The 22,120-nt window shown below is 42.9% G+C and carries 13 protein-coding genes; 6 read left to right on the forward strand and 7 right to left on the reverse strand.

The window, feature by feature from the left end; translation table 11 throughout:
• Window positions 1-7: 7 nt before the first annotated feature.
• From ACZ48L_RS02395 to ACZ48L_RS02420, 6 genes are all read left to right on the forward strand, one after another.
• Window positions 8-3,142, forward strand: coding sequence for a hypothetical protein (locus ACZ48L_RS02395; RefSeq protein ID WP_025791106.1), 3,135 nt, complete (start codon window positions 8-10; stop codon window positions 3,140-3,142).
• A gap of 4 nt (window positions 3,143-3,146) precedes the next feature.
• Window positions 3,147-9,221, forward strand: coding sequence for a DEAD/DEAH box helicase (locus tag ACZ48L_RS02400; protein WP_025791104.1), 6,075 nt, complete (start codon window positions 3,147-3,149; stop codon window positions 9,219-9,221).
• A 73-nt stretch (window positions 9,222-9,294) separates the two neighbouring features.
• Complete coding sequence (locus ACZ48L_RS02405; protein WP_455064287.1) at window positions 9,295-10,332, forward strand: helix-turn-helix transcriptional regulator; 1,038 nt, start codon at window positions 9,295-9,297, stop codon at window positions 10,330-10,332.
• Between the two features lie 73 nt (window positions 10,333-10,405).
• Window positions 10,406-11,827, forward strand: coding sequence for a DUF2130 domain-containing protein (locus ACZ48L_RS02410; RefSeq protein ID WP_025791102.1), 1,422 nt, complete (start codon window positions 10,406-10,408; stop codon window positions 11,825-11,827).
• 51 nt (window positions 11,828-11,878) lie between these two features.
• On the forward strand, window positions 11,879-12,907 hold the full coding sequence (locus ACZ48L_RS02415) for a hypothetical protein (protein ID WP_061450557.1): 1,029 nt from the start codon (window positions 11,879-11,881) through the stop codon (window positions 12,905-12,907).
• Complete coding sequence (locus tag ACZ48L_RS02420; RefSeq protein WP_025791099.1) at window positions 12,897-14,306, forward strand: KAP family P-loop NTPase fold protein; 1,410 nt, start codon at window positions 12,897-12,899, stop codon at window positions 14,304-14,306. The genes ACZ48L_RS02415 and ACZ48L_RS02420 overlap by 11 nt, the downstream gene beginning before the upstream one ends.
• Here ACZ48L_RS02420 and ACZ48L_RS02425 read toward each other — a convergent pair.
• The 7 genes from ACZ48L_RS02425 to ACZ48L_RS02455 are packed head-to-tail and all read right to left on the reverse strand — an operon-like array spanning window position 14,295 to window position 22,108.
• Window positions 14,295-14,954 (reverse strand): TraX family protein, encoded by a 660-nt coding sequence (locus ACZ48L_RS02425; RefSeq protein ID WP_025791097.1) that lies wholly within the window; start codon window positions 14,952-14,954, stop codon window positions 14,295-14,297. The genes ACZ48L_RS02420 and ACZ48L_RS02425 overlap by 12 nt on opposite strands.
• Before the next feature lies 1 nt (window position 14,955).
• Entirely contained in the window at window positions 14,956-17,289 is a 2,334-nt protein-coding gene (locus tag ACZ48L_RS02430) for a type IV secretory system conjugative DNA transfer family protein (RefSeq protein WP_278537161.1), read from the reverse strand.
• Between the two features lie 18 nt (window positions 17,290-17,307).
• The gene (gene traN, locus ACZ48L_RS02435; protein ID WP_025791095.1) at window positions 17,308-18,231 is read right to left on the reverse strand and encodes a conjugative transposon protein TraN; all 924 of its coding nucleotides are present in this window, start codon (window positions 18,229-18,231) and stop codon (window positions 17,308-17,310) included.
• A 31-nt stretch (window positions 18,232-18,262) separates the two neighbouring features.
• Window positions 18,263-19,651, reverse strand: a complete 1,389-nt coding sequence (locus ACZ48L_RS02440; protein WP_025791093.1) for a conjugative transposon protein TraM — start codon at window positions 19,649-19,651, stop codon at window positions 18,263-18,265.
• Window position 19,652: 1 nt separating this feature from the next.
• Complete coding sequence (locus ACZ48L_RS02445) at window positions 19,653-20,132, reverse strand: hypothetical protein (RefSeq protein ID WP_013264290.1); 480 nt, start codon at window positions 20,130-20,132, stop codon at window positions 19,653-19,655.
• 4 nt (window positions 20,133-20,136) lie between these two features.
• Complete coding sequence (traK, locus tag ACZ48L_RS02450; protein WP_025791091.1) at window positions 20,137-20,733, reverse strand: conjugative transposon protein TraK; 597 nt, start codon at window positions 20,731-20,733, stop codon at window positions 20,137-20,139.
• A 16-nt stretch (window positions 20,734-20,749) separates the two neighbouring features.
• Window positions 20,750-22,108 carry a membrane protein gene (locus tag ACZ48L_RS02455; RefSeq protein WP_025791090.1) on the reverse strand — a complete coding sequence of 453 codons (1,359 nt, stop codon included), beginning with the start codon at window positions 22,106-22,108 and terminating at the stop codon, window positions 20,750-20,752.
• Window positions 22,109-22,120: the final 12 nt, after the last annotated feature.

Below are 22,120 nucleotides of genomic sequence, written 5' to 3' on the forward strand. Positions count from 1 at the left end.
AGGATTCATGGAATATACGACTCTTGCTCAAATTATGGTAAGGAATGGAGGGAAGATTAAATTTCCTCTATGGAAACTTCATGTACAAGAACAAGAATATCTTGACTTGAAAGACACACTAAGTGCCGCATATATTAGAGGTAATCTTGAAATGTATACCAGGGAAGCTGCTATTTTTTACGCAGAATGGTGGCGTCGAGAATATAACGGAGGGACTCCAAGTAAAGAGAGAGTTGCCCGTGCTGCTGGTATAGACGATCCTGAATTACTATTTAAGCAGGCAAAGCAAGCAATGCATGGATGGAAGTGCAAGGTGTATGGTGTTAATCGTCACATGTACTTCTATTCATTGTTGCTGCAAGGCGGTTTACCTATGAAGCAAATACAAAGCTCATGGGGAAACTACACGAACTTCTTAGAGCGTGCCATGATGGAATTGATAACTCGGGGTGTTTCCAATTGGGAAGACACGTCTATTTTTGAGACCTTGGATTGTGTTAAATACTTACCGAAGTCATTCCAAAATGAGTGTATCTATAATGTAAGTATGCAGGTAGTAAGGTCTATTGTCGAAGACAAATCTGATATTCTCCCGTATGATATAAAAGAAGAGCGATTTAAGAAACTGAATACCAGTTTACAAAAGATATATTCTCATCGTAGGAAAGCAAATCCAATGGCTTTTTCTTGGTCCTTGAAAATATCTAATGAAAAAGCCCATCTCCTCTACAGCTTGAATGCACAAAATAGCTTACGTTCCGATGTGTTGTCCATAGCACCTTCGGTCTATAGGTTTGAAATACATGTTTCCGGAAAATTTGTGGCACGGTATGCAAGAGTTGAGCATAATGAAGATTATTCGCTATACACCTGCGTAAGCAAAGATAGTGTTGTCATTGAATGGTTGGGAGAGCAGCTTGTTCCCGTAAAATTATTACTGGATAATGGAGAAGAAAGGCTAATTACGGTTAGTAATTGTTATGCACCAGACTTTTCAACCCCACAGACATTCATAAAGAATGGTGATGATTATGTACAGCATGGTACATCCGATACAGATAACATTATCATTTTTGATGACAACTGGAGTATAATTGATGGCCAAACAAAAAGGCGCATCACTTTGTTAGATAAAGAATACTTCTATGTCGTCTTCAATGATACGATACGTTTGCAGAATATGCAAGGAGAAATCATGACCTATGATAATGTATTTTCTACCTATCATGCAGAATATCGTTACAATATAGCATCTTGGTGTCTGAATAGCACAGAGAATTTCCTCACATCAGTTCCTTTAATCAACGTTTTTAATGAAAATGGCGAGAATTGTACTCATAATGTCGAAAAATGTTATAGGACAAGAGGCACTGGATGTGGATGGCAACCCCTGAAAGAACTTGAAGGGAGCATTCCTCAAAGTATACAAATTCGAGTAAAATATCCTGACGGAAAGGAAGATATCCGTTCTTTCTTCTATTTGGGTGATGTAAAGTATATTACATCAGATGCTACTCTTTACGATGCCGATATTAAATGGGAAAATAGCAACAATATCAGAATCTCTTGTTTAGATTTGGAAGGAGTTGATGTAACATCTAATGGGAACAATTCTTTTCACCTACATCGAACAGAAGACAATAATGTTTTCCCTTCTGTTTGTACTTTCGTCATCTTTGCCCCTGCTTGTTCTCCAACAAAATTGGTAATTTCTTCACCTTTTAAAGGATTGGCAGTCCTCGATAGTGAGGGAAAAGAAGTTGCTAATGGTGCAATGCTTTGTACCCAAAACTTATATAATTATAAAGTTTTTGCACAAGGTATTGGGGATATAACTATCAAACTAAGCTACATTAGCGATGATATAGAAGATACAAAATCATTAGAAATTCATCGTCCTTCAAATGGAATCATGTCTTTGAGCGACATAAACGATCTACTTGACAGATTGTTTATGCTATATGAAAGACGTGCCTTTAATCGAAGTTCGTTTGTAATGGTAACTATAAAAGGCTCTTATGGAAGTTATAAGAAATCATTTAGAGTTCGTCATTATTCATTGGATACGAAAATGTTATGCCCAGACTCATGTGTGGTAATGGATATAGATGATAATCCTGACGATGAAATATTTACACGTCCACAGAATTATTCTGGGCGACTGTTGGCTTGTATTGTCGGGCAACGATCAAACGCTTGGGAAGTATTACCTTTGCGTGAAACAACAGATTCTACGAAGTTTGAATTTCCCGACCCTGACATAGCCAATCAATTCATAGTGTTCTCTGACAAGAATGACAGAGATAGAGTAATTCCCCGATATTACAACTTAGAAATTCCAGATCTTACCGTGGCACAACGAATTGCCACCAGAAGAGCCCGACTAAAAGAATATGAGAATATATTGGAGTCCGCTTCTTTATCCAGTGAAAAATGGGACGAAGTGTTTCAATGCTACAAAGTCGTCACTGAAAACAATCTCGTCTTTTCAACATTTGATTGCTTCATTAGTATTGCTAAAAGTCCTAAACTCATTGCCAAATTTGTTCTTGGCCTTTGCTATAATGGGTATAGCGACAACAGTATCTCTGATTTTAACCGATACGCAGGCGAACTTGCGTTCGCTTTGCATTGGATCCGGCCTGAGATATGGAAAGGTGTTCTTCAATTTATCAACACACTTGGTGAATTGGAGCAAAAATATCTGAGGAATGATGTTTTTAAGTTTATGACAGATGTTTTTAAGACAGAATTGTATCAAGGGCAAGCAAATGAGTTTTCATTATTCCTTATGTCGAATAAAATAAAAGCACGAGGAACATTTTACCTTTCAGATTTGCGTGAGTATAAGGCAAGTATTCATGGGGTATCTGATACAGGTCAGGATCTGCCAACAACAAAAATTGTTTTGAGCAAATATATTTTTCCGGAATTCTCTAAAGATACGCTGCCATGGCAAAAGGTTGCTATGTTATGTCCTGTAAAGATAGCAGAACTTCTGACAGAGAACATTGATGATGTCAATTTCTGGGGAGATGAGAATGAAGAGTTAAGACGGGTTATTAATTTTTATCGTATTTATGCTACAAAGACGTATTCACGGATTCTAATTAAGGCACTCTCAATATATATAAATTTATAACGATATGGAGTATTCTAAGTTTTATAGGGATGCTAACCGCATCATGGTTAATACTTTACTGTCCATTTGGTTCAAAGGGAAAGGCAAGGAGCAAATTTATTTGCGTGAAATCTTGACAAAACGTGAGTCTTTGATGTCGGAGCCCATCTTCCAAACGGTATTTCCATGGGAGCAGTCAACTGAAAGTTTTTCTGACCATGCGTCAAAGTTGAAGATATTAGACGAAAAATTCGTAAAAGCAATTTCTGACGAATGTCTGACCGGTGAGGAACAGAACTTTCCTGCAGAGCGTCGCCCTTATCTCCATCAAACGAAGGGCTGGGATTGTATGCTTAACAAACACAAGACTATTGTGGTTACAACTGGCACTGGCTCAGGAAAGACAGAGTGCTTTATGATTCCAGTTCTTCAAGACTTATATCGGCAGCGGATTAAGAATCCACTTGATAGTGGGGTTCAGGCAATCTTTATATACCCGTTAAATGCTTTGATGAAAAGCCAGCAAAAACGTATTAATGCGTGGTGTAAAGCCCTTGATCCAAACATCACCTATGCCATTTACAATGGTGATACAAATAATCTTGAGAAGAAAGAACCAAATATCAAAGAAAACGAGCGTATAAAGAAAGCTCTACCGGAATTGGTGTACCGCCAGCAAATCAGAAGTACACCTCCACAAATCATGTTTACGAATCCAACAATGTTGAATTATATGTTAGTTCGCCAAGAGGACCAGCCAATAATTCAAAAATCTCGTGGTAAACTCCGTTGGATTTTACTTGACGAAGCCCATTCATATTCAGGCTCTGCCGCTTCAGAATTAGCTCTTCAAATTCGGCGAATAATAGATGCGTTCGGCGAAACTGTTGATGATGTGAATTTCGCCGTAACATCTGCAACAATTGGTGATACATCTGATCCAGCAATTAAGTTGAAGTTGAAAACCTTTGTTCATAGACTTACTGGAAAGCCTATTGATACAATAGAGGTAATTGATGGTAAAAGAATTATTCCTGAATTAAATAAAGAAGAGGCTGATAGAGACATAGAAGATGTTAATAATATGATTGGGGATAGTAGTCTCAATTTGAAAACTGTAGAACATTTGCGTCGGAAAATAAACGAATCAAATGGGCTCACAACGTCTCAGTTGACATATTTTATGCCTCCATCAGCAACCATAGATGAACGCTTGAAGGTTATAGATAAACTTAGCGAGGCTATGATTCCTACTCGTGCTCACTTCTTTATACGGTCAATTAATGGTGTTTACGTTTGTACTAATCCAGACTGCAACCGTGACAAGGCCATACGCCCTTCATTGGGCAGTATGACAACTTACCAAAGTAATGTTTGTCCTGATAAAGATTGTAGGCAACCTATGCTTGAGGTAGCTACTTGTCCACAATGTGGGCAAGTACTTGTTGTTGGCGAAGAAAATGTTGTGACAGGAAAAGATGACTATGGGAAAATCCGTATGAAGACTATCGACAAATCTTTGGAGCAAAATATTTTCGGTCAAGATATAGAAGATGATAATCTGGACGATTATGGAACAGATACCATAAGTACTACACCAGATGTGTACGAAGGTTTTGTCTTAGCAAAAGTCGATGATAATATCTATGTGGATCCAGAACATGTACAATTCACTACCTTAAAAAATGGAAGGCTAAAGGTTGATGACAAACAAACAGAAGATTCCTTTTCTTTTGTTAGGGAGTCAGGTGGATACCGTTGCCCACATTGTGGGAAAGGGGTTTCCAACGGAGTATCTTTACGGGCGAGCTCGTCTTTTCTGAGTCGAATTCTGGCTTCTACACTTCTAAACGCAACAGACCCAGCGAAAGATAATCATGATACAGAAGTAACCTACGGTGGGCGCAAATACTTGTCATTCATGGATAATCGTCAAGGATCTGCTAAGGTTGCTATGTCTATTAATCAGGATGTTGAGCGTAACTGGATAAGAACAGCTATTTATCATACTCTCCTTAATATGTCTGCACCCAAACAACCTACAGATGATGTTCGAGACATGATTAAGGATATAGAGCATAAGTTATCTGTAGGAGAGAAAGTACCAGGATATTTGATGAACATGTACAAGGATGCCGTAGCATCGTCGGTGGTGAAATATAAGTCGTTCGGATGGGGCGAGGTCAAGCGAAGCCCGACACTTCAAGATTCTCAGCTTAGATTATTATTCTCACACCTGATGAACCTAAGCAAAAGGAATTTCAATAATAAGGGGAATTACATCGATGCTATGTTCTTAGACCAATTTGGCTGGATTCCAAAATATGGAAACTCCTTGGAAAATATGGGACTGGTAAGGCTAGTTTACCCTACTATCTCAAATGCTCATGTCCCACCATGCGTAGGCGATAAGTTTACGGATAAAGACTGGCAAGACTTCTTGGTCATTTGTGTTGATTATTTTATTAGAGCGGGCAGGCACTATTTCATACCCGCAGAACTTAGCCATTATCTCACTCAGCAGATTAGAGCAAACGCAGTTTACCCTTCGGATTGTACTTTGACATATAAAAGTAAACAGGGTAATGTTGTTGATGTCAAAAAATGGATACCAGGAGTAAAACTAGTCGGTGAAAAAGGAAAAAAGCAGCATCGAATAATACTCCTACTCTGTGCTGCATTAGGTTATTCTGGTGAATTAAATCAAGAGCAAGAGAATACGATCAATCAACTTTTGAAAGAGGCTTGGAAATTCTTGACAGAATATGTGCTGGAAAAGGTTGATAGTGAAAATGATGGATATGTCATCAATCTCATGGACGAGAATAAGGTTCGGCTTCAACTTATAAAGCAAGCATGGGTATGCCCTATAGATAATGTTCCTGTTACAACAATTTTGAAAGGATATAGTCCTCGTATAACAGGTATATTGGCAAACTCTACTTTTGCGCATTATAAAGTAAAAGATGATGCCCAGATCACAATGCCTTATTTTCCTTTTGCTTGTCACAGAAAAACAGAAGGAGATAGGACTACTGACGTTTCTGACGAGGAAATAATTGCTTGGGTTAATAACAATTTAAATAATATTGAAGAAAAAGGGTTGCTTTCCAATCTACATGAGTCCATCTTCTTATATCGACCGATATTTATGGCAGCTGAACATTCTGCACAAATAGACCATTCAACATTAAGTAAATATGAGCAGGCATTCAATGCTGGGCATATTAATATACTTTCGTGTTCGACTACGATGGAAATGGGTGTTGACATAGGGGGTATTGGTGAAGTCGTGATGAACAATGTTCCGCCCAAGCCATCAAATTATCAACAAAGAGCTGGCCGCGCAGGAAGAAGAAATGAGACAAAGTCAATGGCAGTAACATTCTGTGCTCCTACCCCTATAGGTACATCAACATGGAATGCTCCCATGTCGATGTTATCCCATGATAATGAACTGCCAACATTAAAGTTTGAAAGTCAGCAACTTGTACAGCGGCATGTAAACTCATTGTTGCTTACAGATTTTGTGCAACAGAATATTAGGACTAGTGTTAATGTTACCACGAAATTAAGAGAATTCTTTGATAACACCCCTAGTAGATATGATGCTTTTTCAGATTATCTGTATCGTATAGCTAATGGTATGGATAATAAGATGAATGATTCATATATAGCATTAACTCGTGGTACGGTTTTTGAAAATAAAACTGAGTTAAAAGATGCTGCCGTAAATGCGCTTTTCAAACTTCAATACATAAAGAAAATTTATGAAAATAGATTAAGTGCCTATGAAATGCAGTTAAAAGATGCGAGCGGACGTCAACAAAAGGCTATAGAAAATGCATTAGGCAATTATAAGGATAGCTTTCTGCTTGGTTATCTAGCAGAAAATGGCTTTATTCCAAGTGCAGGAATGCCAACAGGATTAGTTCCTTTTACGAAGGATGTTTATTCAATGCACAATGATTGGTACAAAGACAGTGGGAGCCATAGAGATATTACTCAGCATCTCAGCCAAGCTATTTCAATGTATTCCCCAGGACGACAAGTTGTTATAAATGAATTAGCATATCGGTCTGAAGGAATATATCTTAAAACGGATTATAATAAGGCTGGGAGATTTGCATTACAAAGATGTAGCCATTGTGGTTTTGCCACAATAGCCCCTACATCTGTTGGAGATGAATGTCCCGTATGCCATCACCATGAAATGCATGGATTAAAAGATGTATATGGCAAGTTATCTCCATTTACAGAGGTAATAGAGCCTGCGGGATTTACGGTTGCATTTACATCGGCACCCAAAAGAAAAATAGAAGATGCAGGAGCAGCCATTACCCAGCCTTTGCTATTAGAAATGCAGCCATGGAGAAATGAAGGAACTAATAATGCCAAGGTACTGATGAGAAAAGGGTCAGAGAAGTCCAAAATTCTATTCTACAATTATGGGGCAGGAACGGGCTTCGCACTTTGTAGCCACTGTGGTAGGATGGTAACAGAAGACCCTACAAATGACCATCCTTTATCAAACCATATTAGCCTTTTAGATAATACAAGATGTGTTGGAAATGAGCGTGACAATATAAGACGTCATGTCCTATTAACAGCAGAATATCCAACTGATATAGTAGAGATGAAGTTTTATGATGATGAAAAGCAAGAGATTAAAGACATCTCCACTTTGTATTCACTGGGTACGGTTATAACACAAGAACTATCAAAATACCTTGGTGTTCGTGATGATGAAATATCTTTCGGATATAATCAGGACTACAACTCCATTTTTATCTTTGACACTGCACTTGGCGGTTCAGGCTATTCAGTGCATCTGCCTGAATATAAGAATATCATATTTGAGAATGCATTAACAGCACTAGAATCATGCAATTGTGAAAGAGCATGTCTGAAATGCCTTATAAATAGGCGTACTCAATGGTATTCTAACTATTTAGATCGCCATAAGGCTATTGAATGGTTGAAGATGGAAAGAAAGAGCCGCACTGCGCCAAAAGAAATAAAGGCTATTTTTGATGATGCAGTAACAATGACTGGCGACTTCGTTTCTGAAATCAGCCGTCTTGATTCTGATGACAATATCGAGTCTGTAACAGTTTTTGTTGATCCTAACGTTGATGAATGGGAAGATGACGAATTTCCCCTATCAGCTTCACTGTTTAACAGGCATTTCACCACAAATTTGGTTTCTAATAAGACGATGTTAGATGCTCTAAGAGTAAGCCCTAACAAGATAGCCTTGTTGGGAACAATCTATAAAAGGGGCATTAAGACAACCGACATGATAGCACAACCATATAAGCCATTGATGATAGTAAAACTCATGGATGGCTCTTTACGGTTATATTTCACGTTAGAAGGCTCAATTGCTTATAATGAACATTGGGGAGAATGCGAAAATATATATTATACCTCACATGACATTATTTTCAATACGTTCGACATCGAACTTGATACAATTCTCTCACAAGGGGATGATATTACAAGTCTTATTCGGCTGAAAGATGACGCATGTCAAATTAGTGATTTACTTAGTCTATTGACTAAACAATATGAGGAAAAATGGTCTGCAATAAAATCCTTTATTGAAGGGAAAAATGTGGACGTTTCCTATAATGAGAAATATTTAAACACGCCATTAGGCTGCATGATTCTAGCAAATATGGTTAAGGCTATCCCTAATGTGCTTAGAGTAAGGCTTGGCTCTGTTAAATGTTATTTCCCAAAGCGGCTCAATAATTCCAATAACTGGGGAAACAAACTTATGGATAACTTCTATGATGCTGCAGAAAGAAATGATTATCTTACTGCATGTATTGACCAATTAGTTAATAAAAATGTCCAGATTACTATGTTAGAAAAACAGCCACATTTTCGTTGGATAGATCTGAAAGGTCCAGATTTTACACTTTCAATTTATCCCGATGGCGGTATTGCTAATGGTTGGAAGTTACGCTATAATGACAGTCAAAAGAAATATGACGACGTAAATTATCATGAGAACTTAATGCTTTTCAATGTGAACACACATGTGGGCATCCAATATATTATTGACTTCCACAAGTCTAATGATATTGGTTAAAAACTTTCAACAATGCTGGATTGCTGCGTTATTGCACAATAACTTTGCATCGAATATTAAATTATAGTGGATTATGGCAACCAATAAGAATGCACAGATAAGATACCAGGCACTGGACAGATGTTTGGGCAACTGGAGTCGTCGGTACTATATTGACGACTTGGTAGATGCTTGCAATGAAGCGCTTTACCTTTACAATGGCGAAGGGAAGAAAGGGGATGGCGTTAGGAAACGCCAGGTACAGGAGGACTTGAAATTCATGCAAAGCGAAGAAGGTTACGGAATGATGATTGACGCCATACGTGACGGCCATAAGATGTACTATCGCTACCATCATCGTAATGACTCTATCAGTGAGCGACCTTTTAACCAAGAAGAACAGAACATCGTATCAGATGCTCTGATGTTGCTTAAACGTTTTGAGGGGGTACCCCAGTTCGAATGGCTGATGGATGTTGACAAGAAATTGTATTCTACCAGTCAACTGGGAAAAGATGTGCGTTCGGTAGTTAGTTTCCAACACAATCCTTATCTGAAAGGTATGGATAAGGACTATTATAAGCAGATTTTCGATGCCATTGTCAACAGACAGGCTCTGGAGATTTGCTACCATCCTTTCGGTAAGGAGGCTTCGGAGCTTGTGGTGAGTCCGTACCATCTGAAGCAATATAATAATAGGTGGTTCCTTATCGGTAAGCAAAGCGACTTTGTTGGACTGACCAACTATGCCATTGACAGGATAGACGGTATTAAGGAAATGGGCCGCAAGAAGTTTGAACCACTGGACGAAGACTTCAACTTCGATGAGTATTTTGAGGATGTCATTGGTGTATCAGTTGAAGATGTGCCAGTTGAGGACGTTGTAATATATGCCAACGATAAGGCTTTCAACTATATCTATACCAAACCTCTCCATGAATCACAGGTAGCCAGAGGTGAACGAACTGAGGATGGAAGAAGAATCATAACTCTGAAAGTGAAAGACAACTATGAACTGCGGGCATTGTTGCGTTCTTTTGGGAGCCAAATAGAGGTGATAAAGCCAGCCTCACTACGTGAAAAGATGAAGAAAGAGGCTGATACCCTATCTAAAATGTACTCTGACGAATAAAAATCCGCAATAACGCAGAATGTCTGCACAGTTAGTGATTACCTTTGCATTGTAATTTTTAATAAGTTTGTTTATGAGCGAGATTAAATGTCCAAAGTGCGGTGCTATTTTCACCGTTGACGAAGCTGATTATGCAGCTATCCTTAATCAAGTTAAGAATGATGCTTTTGAGGCAGAGATAAATCAAAGACTTGCTGAACTTCATAAGCAGCAGGAGGCAGAGCAAGCTACAGTTATCTTAAAAACCGAGCAAGGGTACAAGGATAAGTTGTCGGCAAAGGATACAGTCATTGCCGGCAAAGATACTGAGATAGCAAAGCTAAACGAGCGCCTGAACAGTATTGCCCAGACAAAACAGCTCGAAATGAAAGAGCAGATATCTGACAAAGATACCGAAATTACCCGCTTGGAAGAGAAAATCGCAAGTCTGCAGAGTAGTAAGCAGATGGAGATTGATAACAAGGTGGCAGAGAAGGACAAGCGTATACTTGAACTTGAAGCATCATTGCAGCAGAAGGCTAAAGACCAGGAACTTGCTGTGATACAGGAGAAGACCGCCCAACAGGACGCCATACAGCAGAAGCAACAGCGCATCACGGAGCTGGAGGCAAAACTCACCGAGAATGAGGCAAAAGCTGCGCTCAACGAAAAAAACATGAAAGACTATTACGAGCGCAGCCTGAAGGACAAAGACGAAGAGATAGAACGCTATAAGGACTTCAAGACTCGTCAATCAACCAAGATGATTGGCGAGGATTTGGAGATACATTGTCACAATGAATTTGATAATGCACGGTCGCTCGGACTATATCCAAATGCCTATTTTGAGAAGGACAATGATGCCAGCAATGGGAGCAAGGGTGACTTTATCTTCCGGGACTATGACGGTGATACGGAATATATCTCCATTATGTTTGAGATGAAGAATGAGGCAGACACGACTTCCACTAAGCATAAGAATGAGGACTTCTTTTCCAAACTTGACAAGGATCGTACTGCCAAGGGATGTGAATATGCCGTACTCGTAAGTATGCTGGAGCCAGAGAGTGACCTATATAATAATGGTATAGTGGACGTGAGCCACCGTTACCCTAAGATGTTCGTCATACGTCCACAGTATTTCATGCCCATCATTTCGCTTTTAGCCAAGGCGTCGAGAAATGCTGTGGATTATAAGCGGCAGTTGGCTATCGTCCGTAACCAGTCGGTTGATGTAACCAACTTTGAGACAAAGCTCAATGAGTTCCGCAACGGCTTCAGTCGTAACTATGAATTGGCCAGCAAGAAGTTCAATACAGCCATCGCCCAGATTGACGAGTCTATCAAGCATCTACAGAAGGTGCGTGAAGCCTTAGTCGGTTCTGAAGACAACCTTCGCTTAGCGAATAAGAAGGCTGACGAGCTGACTATTAAGAAGCTTACCTACAACAATCCTACAATGAAGGAAAAGTTTGAAGAAGCAAGAGGACTTGAGTCTGAAAGTCAAGAGGTGTAAATAGAAATAGGTATCCTCGTTTATTTGAGGATACCCAATACCAATAAGAATATGATTTACGACGGATGGCTAAAGATACAAGACTGGTTCCATGAACGAAGTCTTATCTATGACAAATATTCCAAATCGATTCCAAAGAAACCTGATGTGATAAACGTCGATTTCCAGAATTTACGATATGGATGGCTGGAAATGGTTTTTAGAATCAATGGTCAAAAGCAGCTGATGATACCTTTAAGCGATTTATACGATCCGCTACAGGATATAGTACAATGGCTGGAAGCAATCATAGATTTGGGTAATGGAAATCCATACTATGAGCATACGTTGCATATAGACAGCGAAGGCACCCATATCTTTATGCACTATGAGTTAGTTGAACTTCCTGAATTTGGTAGCGTAGAAGACCAAAGAGGATTGTTTGTTGTATATTGTTCGACTTTAGAAGATAAAGAACAAACGGTCTCTGCTATTTGTTCACCCGTTAATTTAATAAAAAGCATCTATTTGGCACTCCTAAACTTCTTTGCTTTTCATAACAATGGACAATACGATGAAGAATATCTTATTGAGAATTGGTCGATGCCGCACGGAGAAGTTTCCACCTCCCTCGAACTTTACAATAATGTTAAGTCTACCAAATTAGAGTGGTATACAGCCCAAAAGGACTATGATGCTTGGTTTGACAAGAGCTTCGTAAAGCCAACTATTAAGAAAATCATATTGTTCTGTTCAGATGATGGAGGCTCATTTTGGAATCGTGATGGATCCCGTTTGACTGATGAAGCGGAATTAGGGATGGATGAGCAAATGCCAAATGATGTTTCAATATCAACCCAGACAAAAAATATTCTTGCACCACAAAGGGAAGGGTCTAAGTCTGAGTTTGGGGTTGACATAAAATTCCTCATAAAACTGCGTATGAGCTTGAAAGATGATGTCGATTTGTTTTTTGGTAGTAGGCCTATCAATGGACATTTGGCAAAGTTTGAGTTGCTGCCAAACTATCGACTGTGGCAAAAAGGAGAGCATTCTGGGCTGAGGTATAGAAAAATAAAAAAAACAGATAATGCAGTATAGATTTAAAGACGTTGAAATTGGAGTAGATTCTCCTTTTAAGGAGGACAAGTTAGGACGAGAAAAGTATGCCAATATATTGACAAACATTATTGCTCATGACCATGAGGGCTGTGTAATAAGTCTTAGTGGCGCATGGGGGGCTGGCAAAACCACATTTGTAAAGATGTGGAAACAAATGCTGAAGAACAAGGGGTATAAGACCATCTATTATAATGCTTGGGAATCAGATTTTGTTGAAGATCCTTTAATTGCAATGATCGCAGAAGTTGGCGAATTAAGCCAAGAAGAAAAATTCAAAGATTTGTTTGCATCTGTAATAGCTAATGCTGGCAAAATAACTTTGGCAGCAACACCCAAAATAGTGAAGCATATTGTGGAAAAACATATAGGAAGTGATGCAGCTGATTGTATATCCGATATGCTTGAGGAAGGTGCATCTGCTCTTAAAGAGCAAATAGATAAATACTATGAAGAAAGAAAGAGTCTTACTTCTTTTCGAGCACAATTAAAGGGTTTGGTAGACCAATTAACAGAACAACCATTAATCTTTTTTGTAGATGAATTAGATAGATGTAACCCACATCATGCTGTAAAAGTACTGGAACGAGTAAAGCATCTTTTCTCTATTCCTAATATTATATTTATCCTTTCTGTGGATAAGCAACAGTTAAGTAATTCTATTAGAGGGTATTTTGGAAGTGACCGAATTGACGCAGAAGAGTACTTACGTCGCTTTATAGATATAGAATACTTCTTACCAGAACCCAACTATGATTACTACATTAAGTATCTGTGTGATGATCTTAATTTCAAAGGCTTCTTCTTTGGTAATAATTCTGATATGCCAAGTTCGGCTTATTCATTCTTTGAAGAGTTTGTTAGATCTCTTGCTGGTTGTAAAAAGCTAACGCTTAGACAGATGCAGAAATTGCTGGTATCTGTTCGATTAGTATATTGTTCACTCAATACGAATAGAGAGGAGCTACCTGGGTTGATTCTGTTACTTTTATATATTAGAAGTTACCATTTGGGATTATATGAAGACATCGTTAATCATCAACTTACCCGTCAAAAACTAGTTAGCGAGTTAGATAGGATATTGCCTAATTCACTTTTTGTACGAAAAAAATACTCAGAATATGATGTTCCAATTATTCTCTTCCCTTTCTGTGATTTATTAGTTTATTATATGACTACAGATAGCTATAGTACAGAATCTAAGCTATGGAAAGTTGATGAGTCTGATACTAGTAAGTTGAATGTGTTCTTTACCTCTGAGCATTTTACGCCTGAAGATATTGCCCGATATGCAAAATCACTTAGACGGGGTAGTTCACCGAGACTGTCTTATGTTACCAACTTTATTGAATTGTCGGAAGAATTGAGATTAGAAGACTAGACTCAATAACATAAAAAGCACCAAGTGCAAGGGATAGTACGCGTAGCACAAATACTTCGCATACTGTCCCTTGATAAATCCTCGCTCTCCATTGTAACAAAGGATAGCAGACAGCCCCAAACAAAGCCCGACTACACCATACTGGTACATGAACAGGGTAGCTAAAAGGCATTTTGTTACCTTATCTGGCTTAAAGATATGGAACGCACATATTAGCAGGATGCCGGAATACTCATAATCGACGTGCAACCAAATGGCGTTGCCGCAAATTGAGGCAATGATGATGCACCATATCAGGGGCTTGTCTCCGATTCTGCACATCCCCTCTATCGCTATCAACCCCAATAGCAGAGTAAAGAACACATTGTGGGTATTATCGTGATTGAGCAGCCACCATGGTATTTCAGATATAAGTGCAAAAGCCAAGAGGCTTAGCGCATACTTCCTTGTGGAACGAGTATGGTCATACCCCTCTACCAGTAGAAAGGCGAAGATGGGGAACGCCATTCTTCCCATCGTCCGCATCAAGTCATACATCAAACTACCATGTTCCATGAGGTAATAAGCAATGTGATCCATGGTCATGGACACCAATGCTATTATCTTCAGGGCACTGCCTGACAATCCTTTCCACTGCTCAAGTACCATACTACTGTTTATTTTCCTGTTTCTTCTTCCTGTCCTTGCCAAGAAGCTCGGCAATCATCGCGTCCACCTCGTCATTGACCCGCTTGAAGTTACGACCGAGCATGATTTCCTTCTCACGGTTAGAGGCAAACTGATAGATTTTCGGCAAGTCGGCATATAGACTTTCCTCCTGCTTGATCTGTGCCATATCGAAGTTGGTCTTACAGAAATACTTGGATGTCTTGAACTCCTCCGACTTCTCGATATTAAAGCCCTGCATCATACTACTCTCGGTAGGCGTGAAGTCACGTGCCGACTGACCTGCCAGCCAACCCGTCGCCATGTCCGCTATCTTCGCCGCTGGAACAAGATAGTCTAACCGTTCCGAGATAGATGTGGAAACCTTCTGGTCGTTGATGGTGATGGATTTGGAAGTCTGCTTCGCCTTTCCGAACACATCGTTCTGCGCCCATTCCAGTGTCTCCTTGTTACGGGCGGCCCCCATGAAGATATTTCCGCACGTGGTGATTATCTTCTGCATACCGTTCTTGCCATAGTCCGCCTCCAACTGAGGCAGTTCCTGAAAGCCTAATGTCACAGCCACCTTGTTGCTACGCGCCGTACCGATCAGACGGTCAATCTTATGAAAGTATAAGGTCGGCAGCTCGTCCACAATGATGGAAACAGGGATATTCCCCCGGCTGTTCACACGGGTAACGAGACGGTTCAGCACCAACGCATTCAGTGCACCCACTATCTGCTCCTTCTCCGGGTCGTTGGCTATCACGAGATATGAAGGACTTGCAGGGTCTGAAATCTTCAGGTCGAAGTCGTCCCCCGTAAAAATCCAGTAGGCTTCTGGCGAGACCAAGCGTGCCGCATTGACCCGGAGCGTACCCACCATACCTTCGAGCTGGTCCATCGCCTTGTTGGTATAAGCCGACTGGAACGGAGCCATGAGCGAGAGAATCTTCTGGTCCTGCATCAGGATGTCGAATACGTCACTGTACTGCTTGCCAAGGAAGGACAGCACGTGCGGCATATCCGAGTATTCTCCGGTGATGGTGTCCGGTTCCACCACCTGCCCCTGCTCATCCTCATACCATGACGAAGTGATATGCACCCTCTGCCCGTTACGGCTGATATAAGTGAAGTCATTCAAATCCACGAACATACCGTCCTCATCTACAGACACATCGTGGCTCAACTCATCCACAAAGTCCAGTATCGTGTTGCCGTCCTTATCGACAGCCCGGTAGTCATGCCAGTTCTTCGTAATCAATTTCAGTTTCTTGCCCCTGTATTTGACATACCTCGTGAGCTTCTTGCCGTCCTTGAATCCCGTCGGGTGAAAGTTCACGAAGAAATAGATGATGGCAGAGAGGAAGTTAATGGCTGAGTTCTGAAAGAACGCCTCCGAGCCACCCTTCTTGTCGCCCCCTTTATTGAGCGATTCCAGCAAGGTCGCTGCCGTCTCTGCTGCCGCCGCCAAATCAGGGATATATTTTCGCTGAATAGGATTGATGCGGTTGGAATATTCCACATCGGTAAAGTTCACGATATGGAAACCACAGTTCTCTGGTAACCTGCCGAGCTTCTTGTTCTTACAATACTGATAGAACAGCGTTTTGCCCAATGTAGGAAACTTGTAGTCATATACCATCATGGCAAACCCCTTGGCCGCATGCTGGCGGATAAACGGGTCGATGATGCCGAAGGATTTGCCGGAGCCAGGCGTACCCAGCACGATGGTACCACGGAAGGGATTGATAATGTTGATCCACCCCTTGTGCATACGTCCTTTGAAATAGTAAATCATCGGGATGTTCACCGAGTAAGGATTCTCATTCAGTTCCTCCGACTGCTGGAACGACTCGTTCTCAAAGTTGAAGCGGTCCTCTCCTAACTTATAGTTGTAGAAGCGCGAGATACCGTCCAGCCCCTGATGCAGGAGCATTGTACCGATGATGGAAGTCATGGCATAAAGGATGCGGTTGGTCGGAAAACCAAAAGAGACTCCTCCCCAGATGCCCTTATGAAACATCATGCAGAGTGCGATGAATGTGATGCCGATGCCGATAGGATAAAGCACCATCGTTTTGACATTGAACTTCAGTGCCTTCTGCGGACGTGTGCCGATACATGTCACACCGATGCAGATCAGTTCGACGAGCTTACACGATGCCACATTGTTGAACACTTTGAAGCGTGCGATGAGTTCCAAAATAAATCCTGTGACACGGTTGTCCGCCGTGATGGGCAGATTCATGATCAGTTCCACTATCAGGAAAAGATAGATGCAGCTCCTGAAGATGTTGTACATCTGCTGCTGTTCTCTTGTCTCTTCTACAGCCATGACTTTACAATTTGATGGTTAAAACACTGGCAGATACGATACCATCTGCTCACTGACCCCGTCAGCGTGCAGCATATCCTTGTAGTTGATATCGAGCGTGATGATACGCCCCGAAATCTGCTCCTCCGAAATTTCCAGCTTCAGCACCTTCTCTTCAGGGAAGGTGAGTTTATCGAGCACCAGCACGTTACGGTATGCCTTCTTGAAACTCTTGGCACTGCTCAGACTATATACCGGTGTCAGCTCAATCGTCTGTGAGTTGGTGGCCTTCAGTTCCTTCTTGTCCGTGAGCTTGATACGTACCTCGCTGATGTCATACTTGATTTTGGTAGCATTGTAGAGCGAGTAGTCGATGAAGAAATAGTCACCGATACTGTAGATGTTGTTCACCCTCGCCTTGATTCCGTTCTCATTAGAATGGATGTTCTTCTGTGGTTTACTGGCAAAGATGGCCCAGGCGTAGGCCGCCATTTCCTTGCGCGGCATCGATACGTCGGGATTTTCATACCTGCCCATGTCCCCGGCTTTGATGCGGTAGATGGAGTTGGCTTTGGTAGGTCCGGCGGTATAAACCACGTTGAGCTGTACGATATGCCGCTCACCGATTACGGTAATCGTACCCACCAGCTCGTTGTTGTACATTCTCCCAGAGGGTTTGATGCGCACGATATTGTCCGTACACTGGTTGCCCACAATCTTGCTCGTCGAGATGTCTACGAGCTTGATATTCTCAGGCATCAGCAGGTGTGTCGTCACTTCCTCGTTGACAAACACCACATCCTTACGCCTGTTTTCGTCGAAGATGTAGCTGTCCGTAGGCTTGGCGTTGCGGATATACCTCACCGAAGCCGAGTCTGCCTCGATGTTCTTATACTTCTTCTGTGCCTGAAGGCTGCCACACAATCCCATGAGGGCAACCATGAGAACTAAAATCTTTTTCATATTTCCTAAATGTTTGATGAATTTTTGAAAGCTATTCTGCATTGGTATTGACCAGGTAGACGATGGTGTTGTACTTGATACGAGCCTTGTTCTTTCGGATATTGGTAGACACGGCTGATGTTACCGACTGGTACATATTCTGTAGGGCCTGCAGAGCCACCGCTTCGGAACTCAGTCCACTGCCATACCCACCGTCAAAGTTGATGTTGCTCTGCAAGGCATTCGCCTTGGCATCCTTCATCAGGTCACGGAAGGCAGACTCCGGGACATAAAAGCCCTCCATGCCGTCGTTGTCATAGACCGACAGTCCCACCTTGATGAACTTATCCCTGACCAGGATGCTGGTGATGGTCGCCATCACACGCTGCTGACCGAATCCCGTCACCGTACCATAGAGGTAGGTGCCCTTCTTCAATTTTGTCCCTTTGAGCGTGACATCGTCGAGGAGCTTGAAGCGGAGGCGTGTACCCTCGTGTGCCTTCGTCGTCTTGTCTATCATGGCACGGATCAACGGAACATCCGTCGTAGGCTCGGCACTGACGGTGTTGAACTTCTCCGCATTACCCTCCATCACTTTCTTGACAATGACCGGTTTCTCTTCGGACTTACGATTGGACGCACCAAAAGGATGTGACGCTTTTGACACTTTGGCACTTTCATCCTCGTCGCCGATACCTATGCTCTTCTCCAACGCTTTCTGCCGGGCAAGGCTTCTCTTCTGAATCGCCTCCACCTCCCTGGCATAGTCATCCATCTCTGTCTGTCTGGAACCGCGCCCATAGCTGCCGCCCGAACCATAGCCAGATGCACCTCCGTAACTGCCACCCTCATAGGCATTGATATGCTTCCGTGACTGAGCCAGCCGCTGCTGCAAGGCTTCCATATCCTTCTGCCGCTGGGCATTGATGGCATTCTGGCGGTCTATCTCATCCAGTTCATGCTCTTGATAGCCGTTGCCGAGCGAGTCCTGCTGTGGCTGGTCCTCACCGATGCCGTTCACTGCCGATGCCGCATCCTCTTCGTTATAGCGTTTGTTCATCTCAGTCATCTTATCACCCATATCAGCATTGGCCGCCGTGGGCAGGGAGGCATTGATGCTGTCCGTGGCCACACCCTTCTTGGCATTGTCCGTACCTCCGAACACCCCCATCAACTCATAGCCTAAGAACAAGATAGGCAGAAGAATGGCCAAAGGAAAGATGTACTTGGGCTGTTTGAAGTCGATGCGCCACCAACTCTTGCCCTGTGATAAGGGCTTCACTACGGGCGGCTCTTTCGGACTTGTCTTTTCCCTTTCGTCGCCCTTAGCCTCGTTTTCACCCTGCGTTTCTGCATCAGCCTCCGTCCGGGCATTGTCTGAAGGGTCATCCTCCTTTCTCAGTCCTACTTTGAGTAAGAGTTTCTTAATCAGTTCATTCATATCATTGATGTTTTAAGTTTGCCACTATCATTTCGAGTTGTCTGTATTTAGAGATGATGAGCATAGAATCCCGATGTGTCTTTACAGGGATGTGTACAAGGGAATCCAACTCCCATTTCAGCCGTTGTCCTCTGAGAGCCAGCTGCCCGACTTCACGCACCTGCACGTTTTTGCCATTCTGTATGCTCTGTAGTCCGGCGAACATAGACTGCACATTCTCTATCTCTCCCACAATATCCTTGCTGGGTTGTGGAGTGTAGAGGGAGACAAGAATCCCAAGGCCGAGCGAACAGACCAACGCACCGATGGTCATGGCCGCCGTGCGCTTCGGATGATTTGTAGCCCATGTATTGGCAGCGTCTATCCGCTCCTGTATCTTCCACTGACGAGAGAATTTCCTTACGACGGTTTCTATTTTACCTTTGACTCCCTGTTCCCATCTTGCTTTTGCTGCTTTCGCACGCTTCATTTTCTTCTTCATACCCTTAGTAGTCTAAATCCTTATTCTCCAGCGTTCTCCAGTTGGTAATCAGCAGCCCGTGCGGATTATTCCTTGTGCGGGGCACATTCTCGATGCTGCCCACCGTGATGAGGGAGCGTTTCATGTCGCGCGAACGGCGCTTGATAATCTGCGTACCATAATATTTGAACTTCCTCGACTGCTCATCCAACTTGATGGAATCGCAGATAATCATGCACACGGCAGAGGAAGACACGATGTCCGAGTAGAAACCGTTTTCCTCCATTGCCTGTTTCTGCTTCAGTGCCGTACCGTCCGCCATATACATCGCCTTGGACAGCGTCCACTTGATATAATCATCATCGGGCGGCAGGTTGAAGAAATACTGATGGAAGAGTTGGATGTGTGCTTTCGCCTCCATCACAAAGTTCGCCTCCTGCTTGCTCCTTTCAGCGAGGAAAGGGATGTCGCCGTCGAGGACATAAATCTGATTACGCTCTTCCGTTACCAACTTGGCACAATAGAAGATACAGCAGGCACAGACCACCGTACTGCCGATGATGGTCAGCAGTACGGTCGTCAGTGCGAGTCTTGTTTTCTGTTCCAAACTCTGTATTAACATATCCTGTCGTTTTAGTTTATTTTCCTCTGTTATATGAATCCTTCATGGAACTGCCCATCTTCGATGCCGCCTTGCCAGCAGAGCTTTCGGTGAACATGTGTTTGGCCTCTTTCGCCATACCTGAAGCTGCACCGCCCATCGCCCCGGCCAAAGTAGCTGCACCGCCATCGGAATAACCACTTGCGCCACTTACTGCCCCGGCCATACCTGCCGCTCCGAGGTGTGCTGCACCCGATACCGCCGAACCTGCTACTGGCGTAGCCACCGAAGCGATGCCCATACCAGTAGAGGCGGCACTGCCCACGGCTCCGCCCACAGCACCTGCCACAACACCACCGGCGGCACTGCCCGCACTCGAACTCACGCCACCTGGTATCAGCCATGATGCCACCTCTGGAACAAAGCGGATAATGTAGGCACCCACGAGCATACCCATAGCGTACATACAGTTGGAGCCGATGCCCTGAATGCCCAGCGCACCTATCTGTCCCCATGAGTTCACCTGTCCTTGTAGAAGCCTGCCATAGGCGGTAAGGTCCTCGCCAAGGTTATACATCAGAATGAAGTCTATGTAATACAGGCACATATAGGTAACAAATCCCCAAAGCGATAAGGAAAGGTATTTGCTGATCCATTGCGACCACGCACTGCTCCATGGCGGTACGATGGACAGGGCAAACATGATGGGCGCGAAGGTCGCCAATATCGTCATGAAGATACGTTGCGCCACCAAAATGCCATAATACGACATTTGGAAGATCAGTTCCCCGATAAAGCGTATCACGTCGTTGATCCATTCCGACACTTTTGTCTCCGCGGCTACGGTAGCCCGTTGCGCATAATTGTTGATGGTCGAGCCAAGATTCTCCATGTTGTAGATGAGCTTGTCCCACCAATGGGCATCCTCGCCAATTTCCTGTACCTGCTTCGCCGTCTCGATGCTGTCCTGTACCTGCCGGAGCCGTTTGAGGTAGTCCGACTGCTTCTGCGCCACTTTCAGTTCGAGGGCTGCGACCTCCTTATTTTTGCTGCTCGCCATCTGTTTGGTCGTCGCCTCCAATGCCTTTCCCGGCCAGGCAAGCTCCTGACAGATCCACGAGCTGTAAGTGATGCAGATGGACAGTCCCACGATACGGAGGAGTTTCATCACGTCCATCGCCCTGCGCCCAAGCATCATCATCCAGCACTCGTAGGAACCCACGCAAAGGGCAAGGCATAGGCCGATGACACGGGCATAGCCCACGGTGTCGCCCAGCACCGCCGACTTCGGGAAGGTTTCCATCGCCACCAGCAGCTTGTCAAGGCTCTCGTCGATGGAAGGCAGTCCCATCGTGAGCAGCTGACTTGTGATATTCAATAAGATGTCTGTAACCATATTCTTAAACCA

It is taken from the genome of Prevotella histicola (assembly GCF_055385135.1).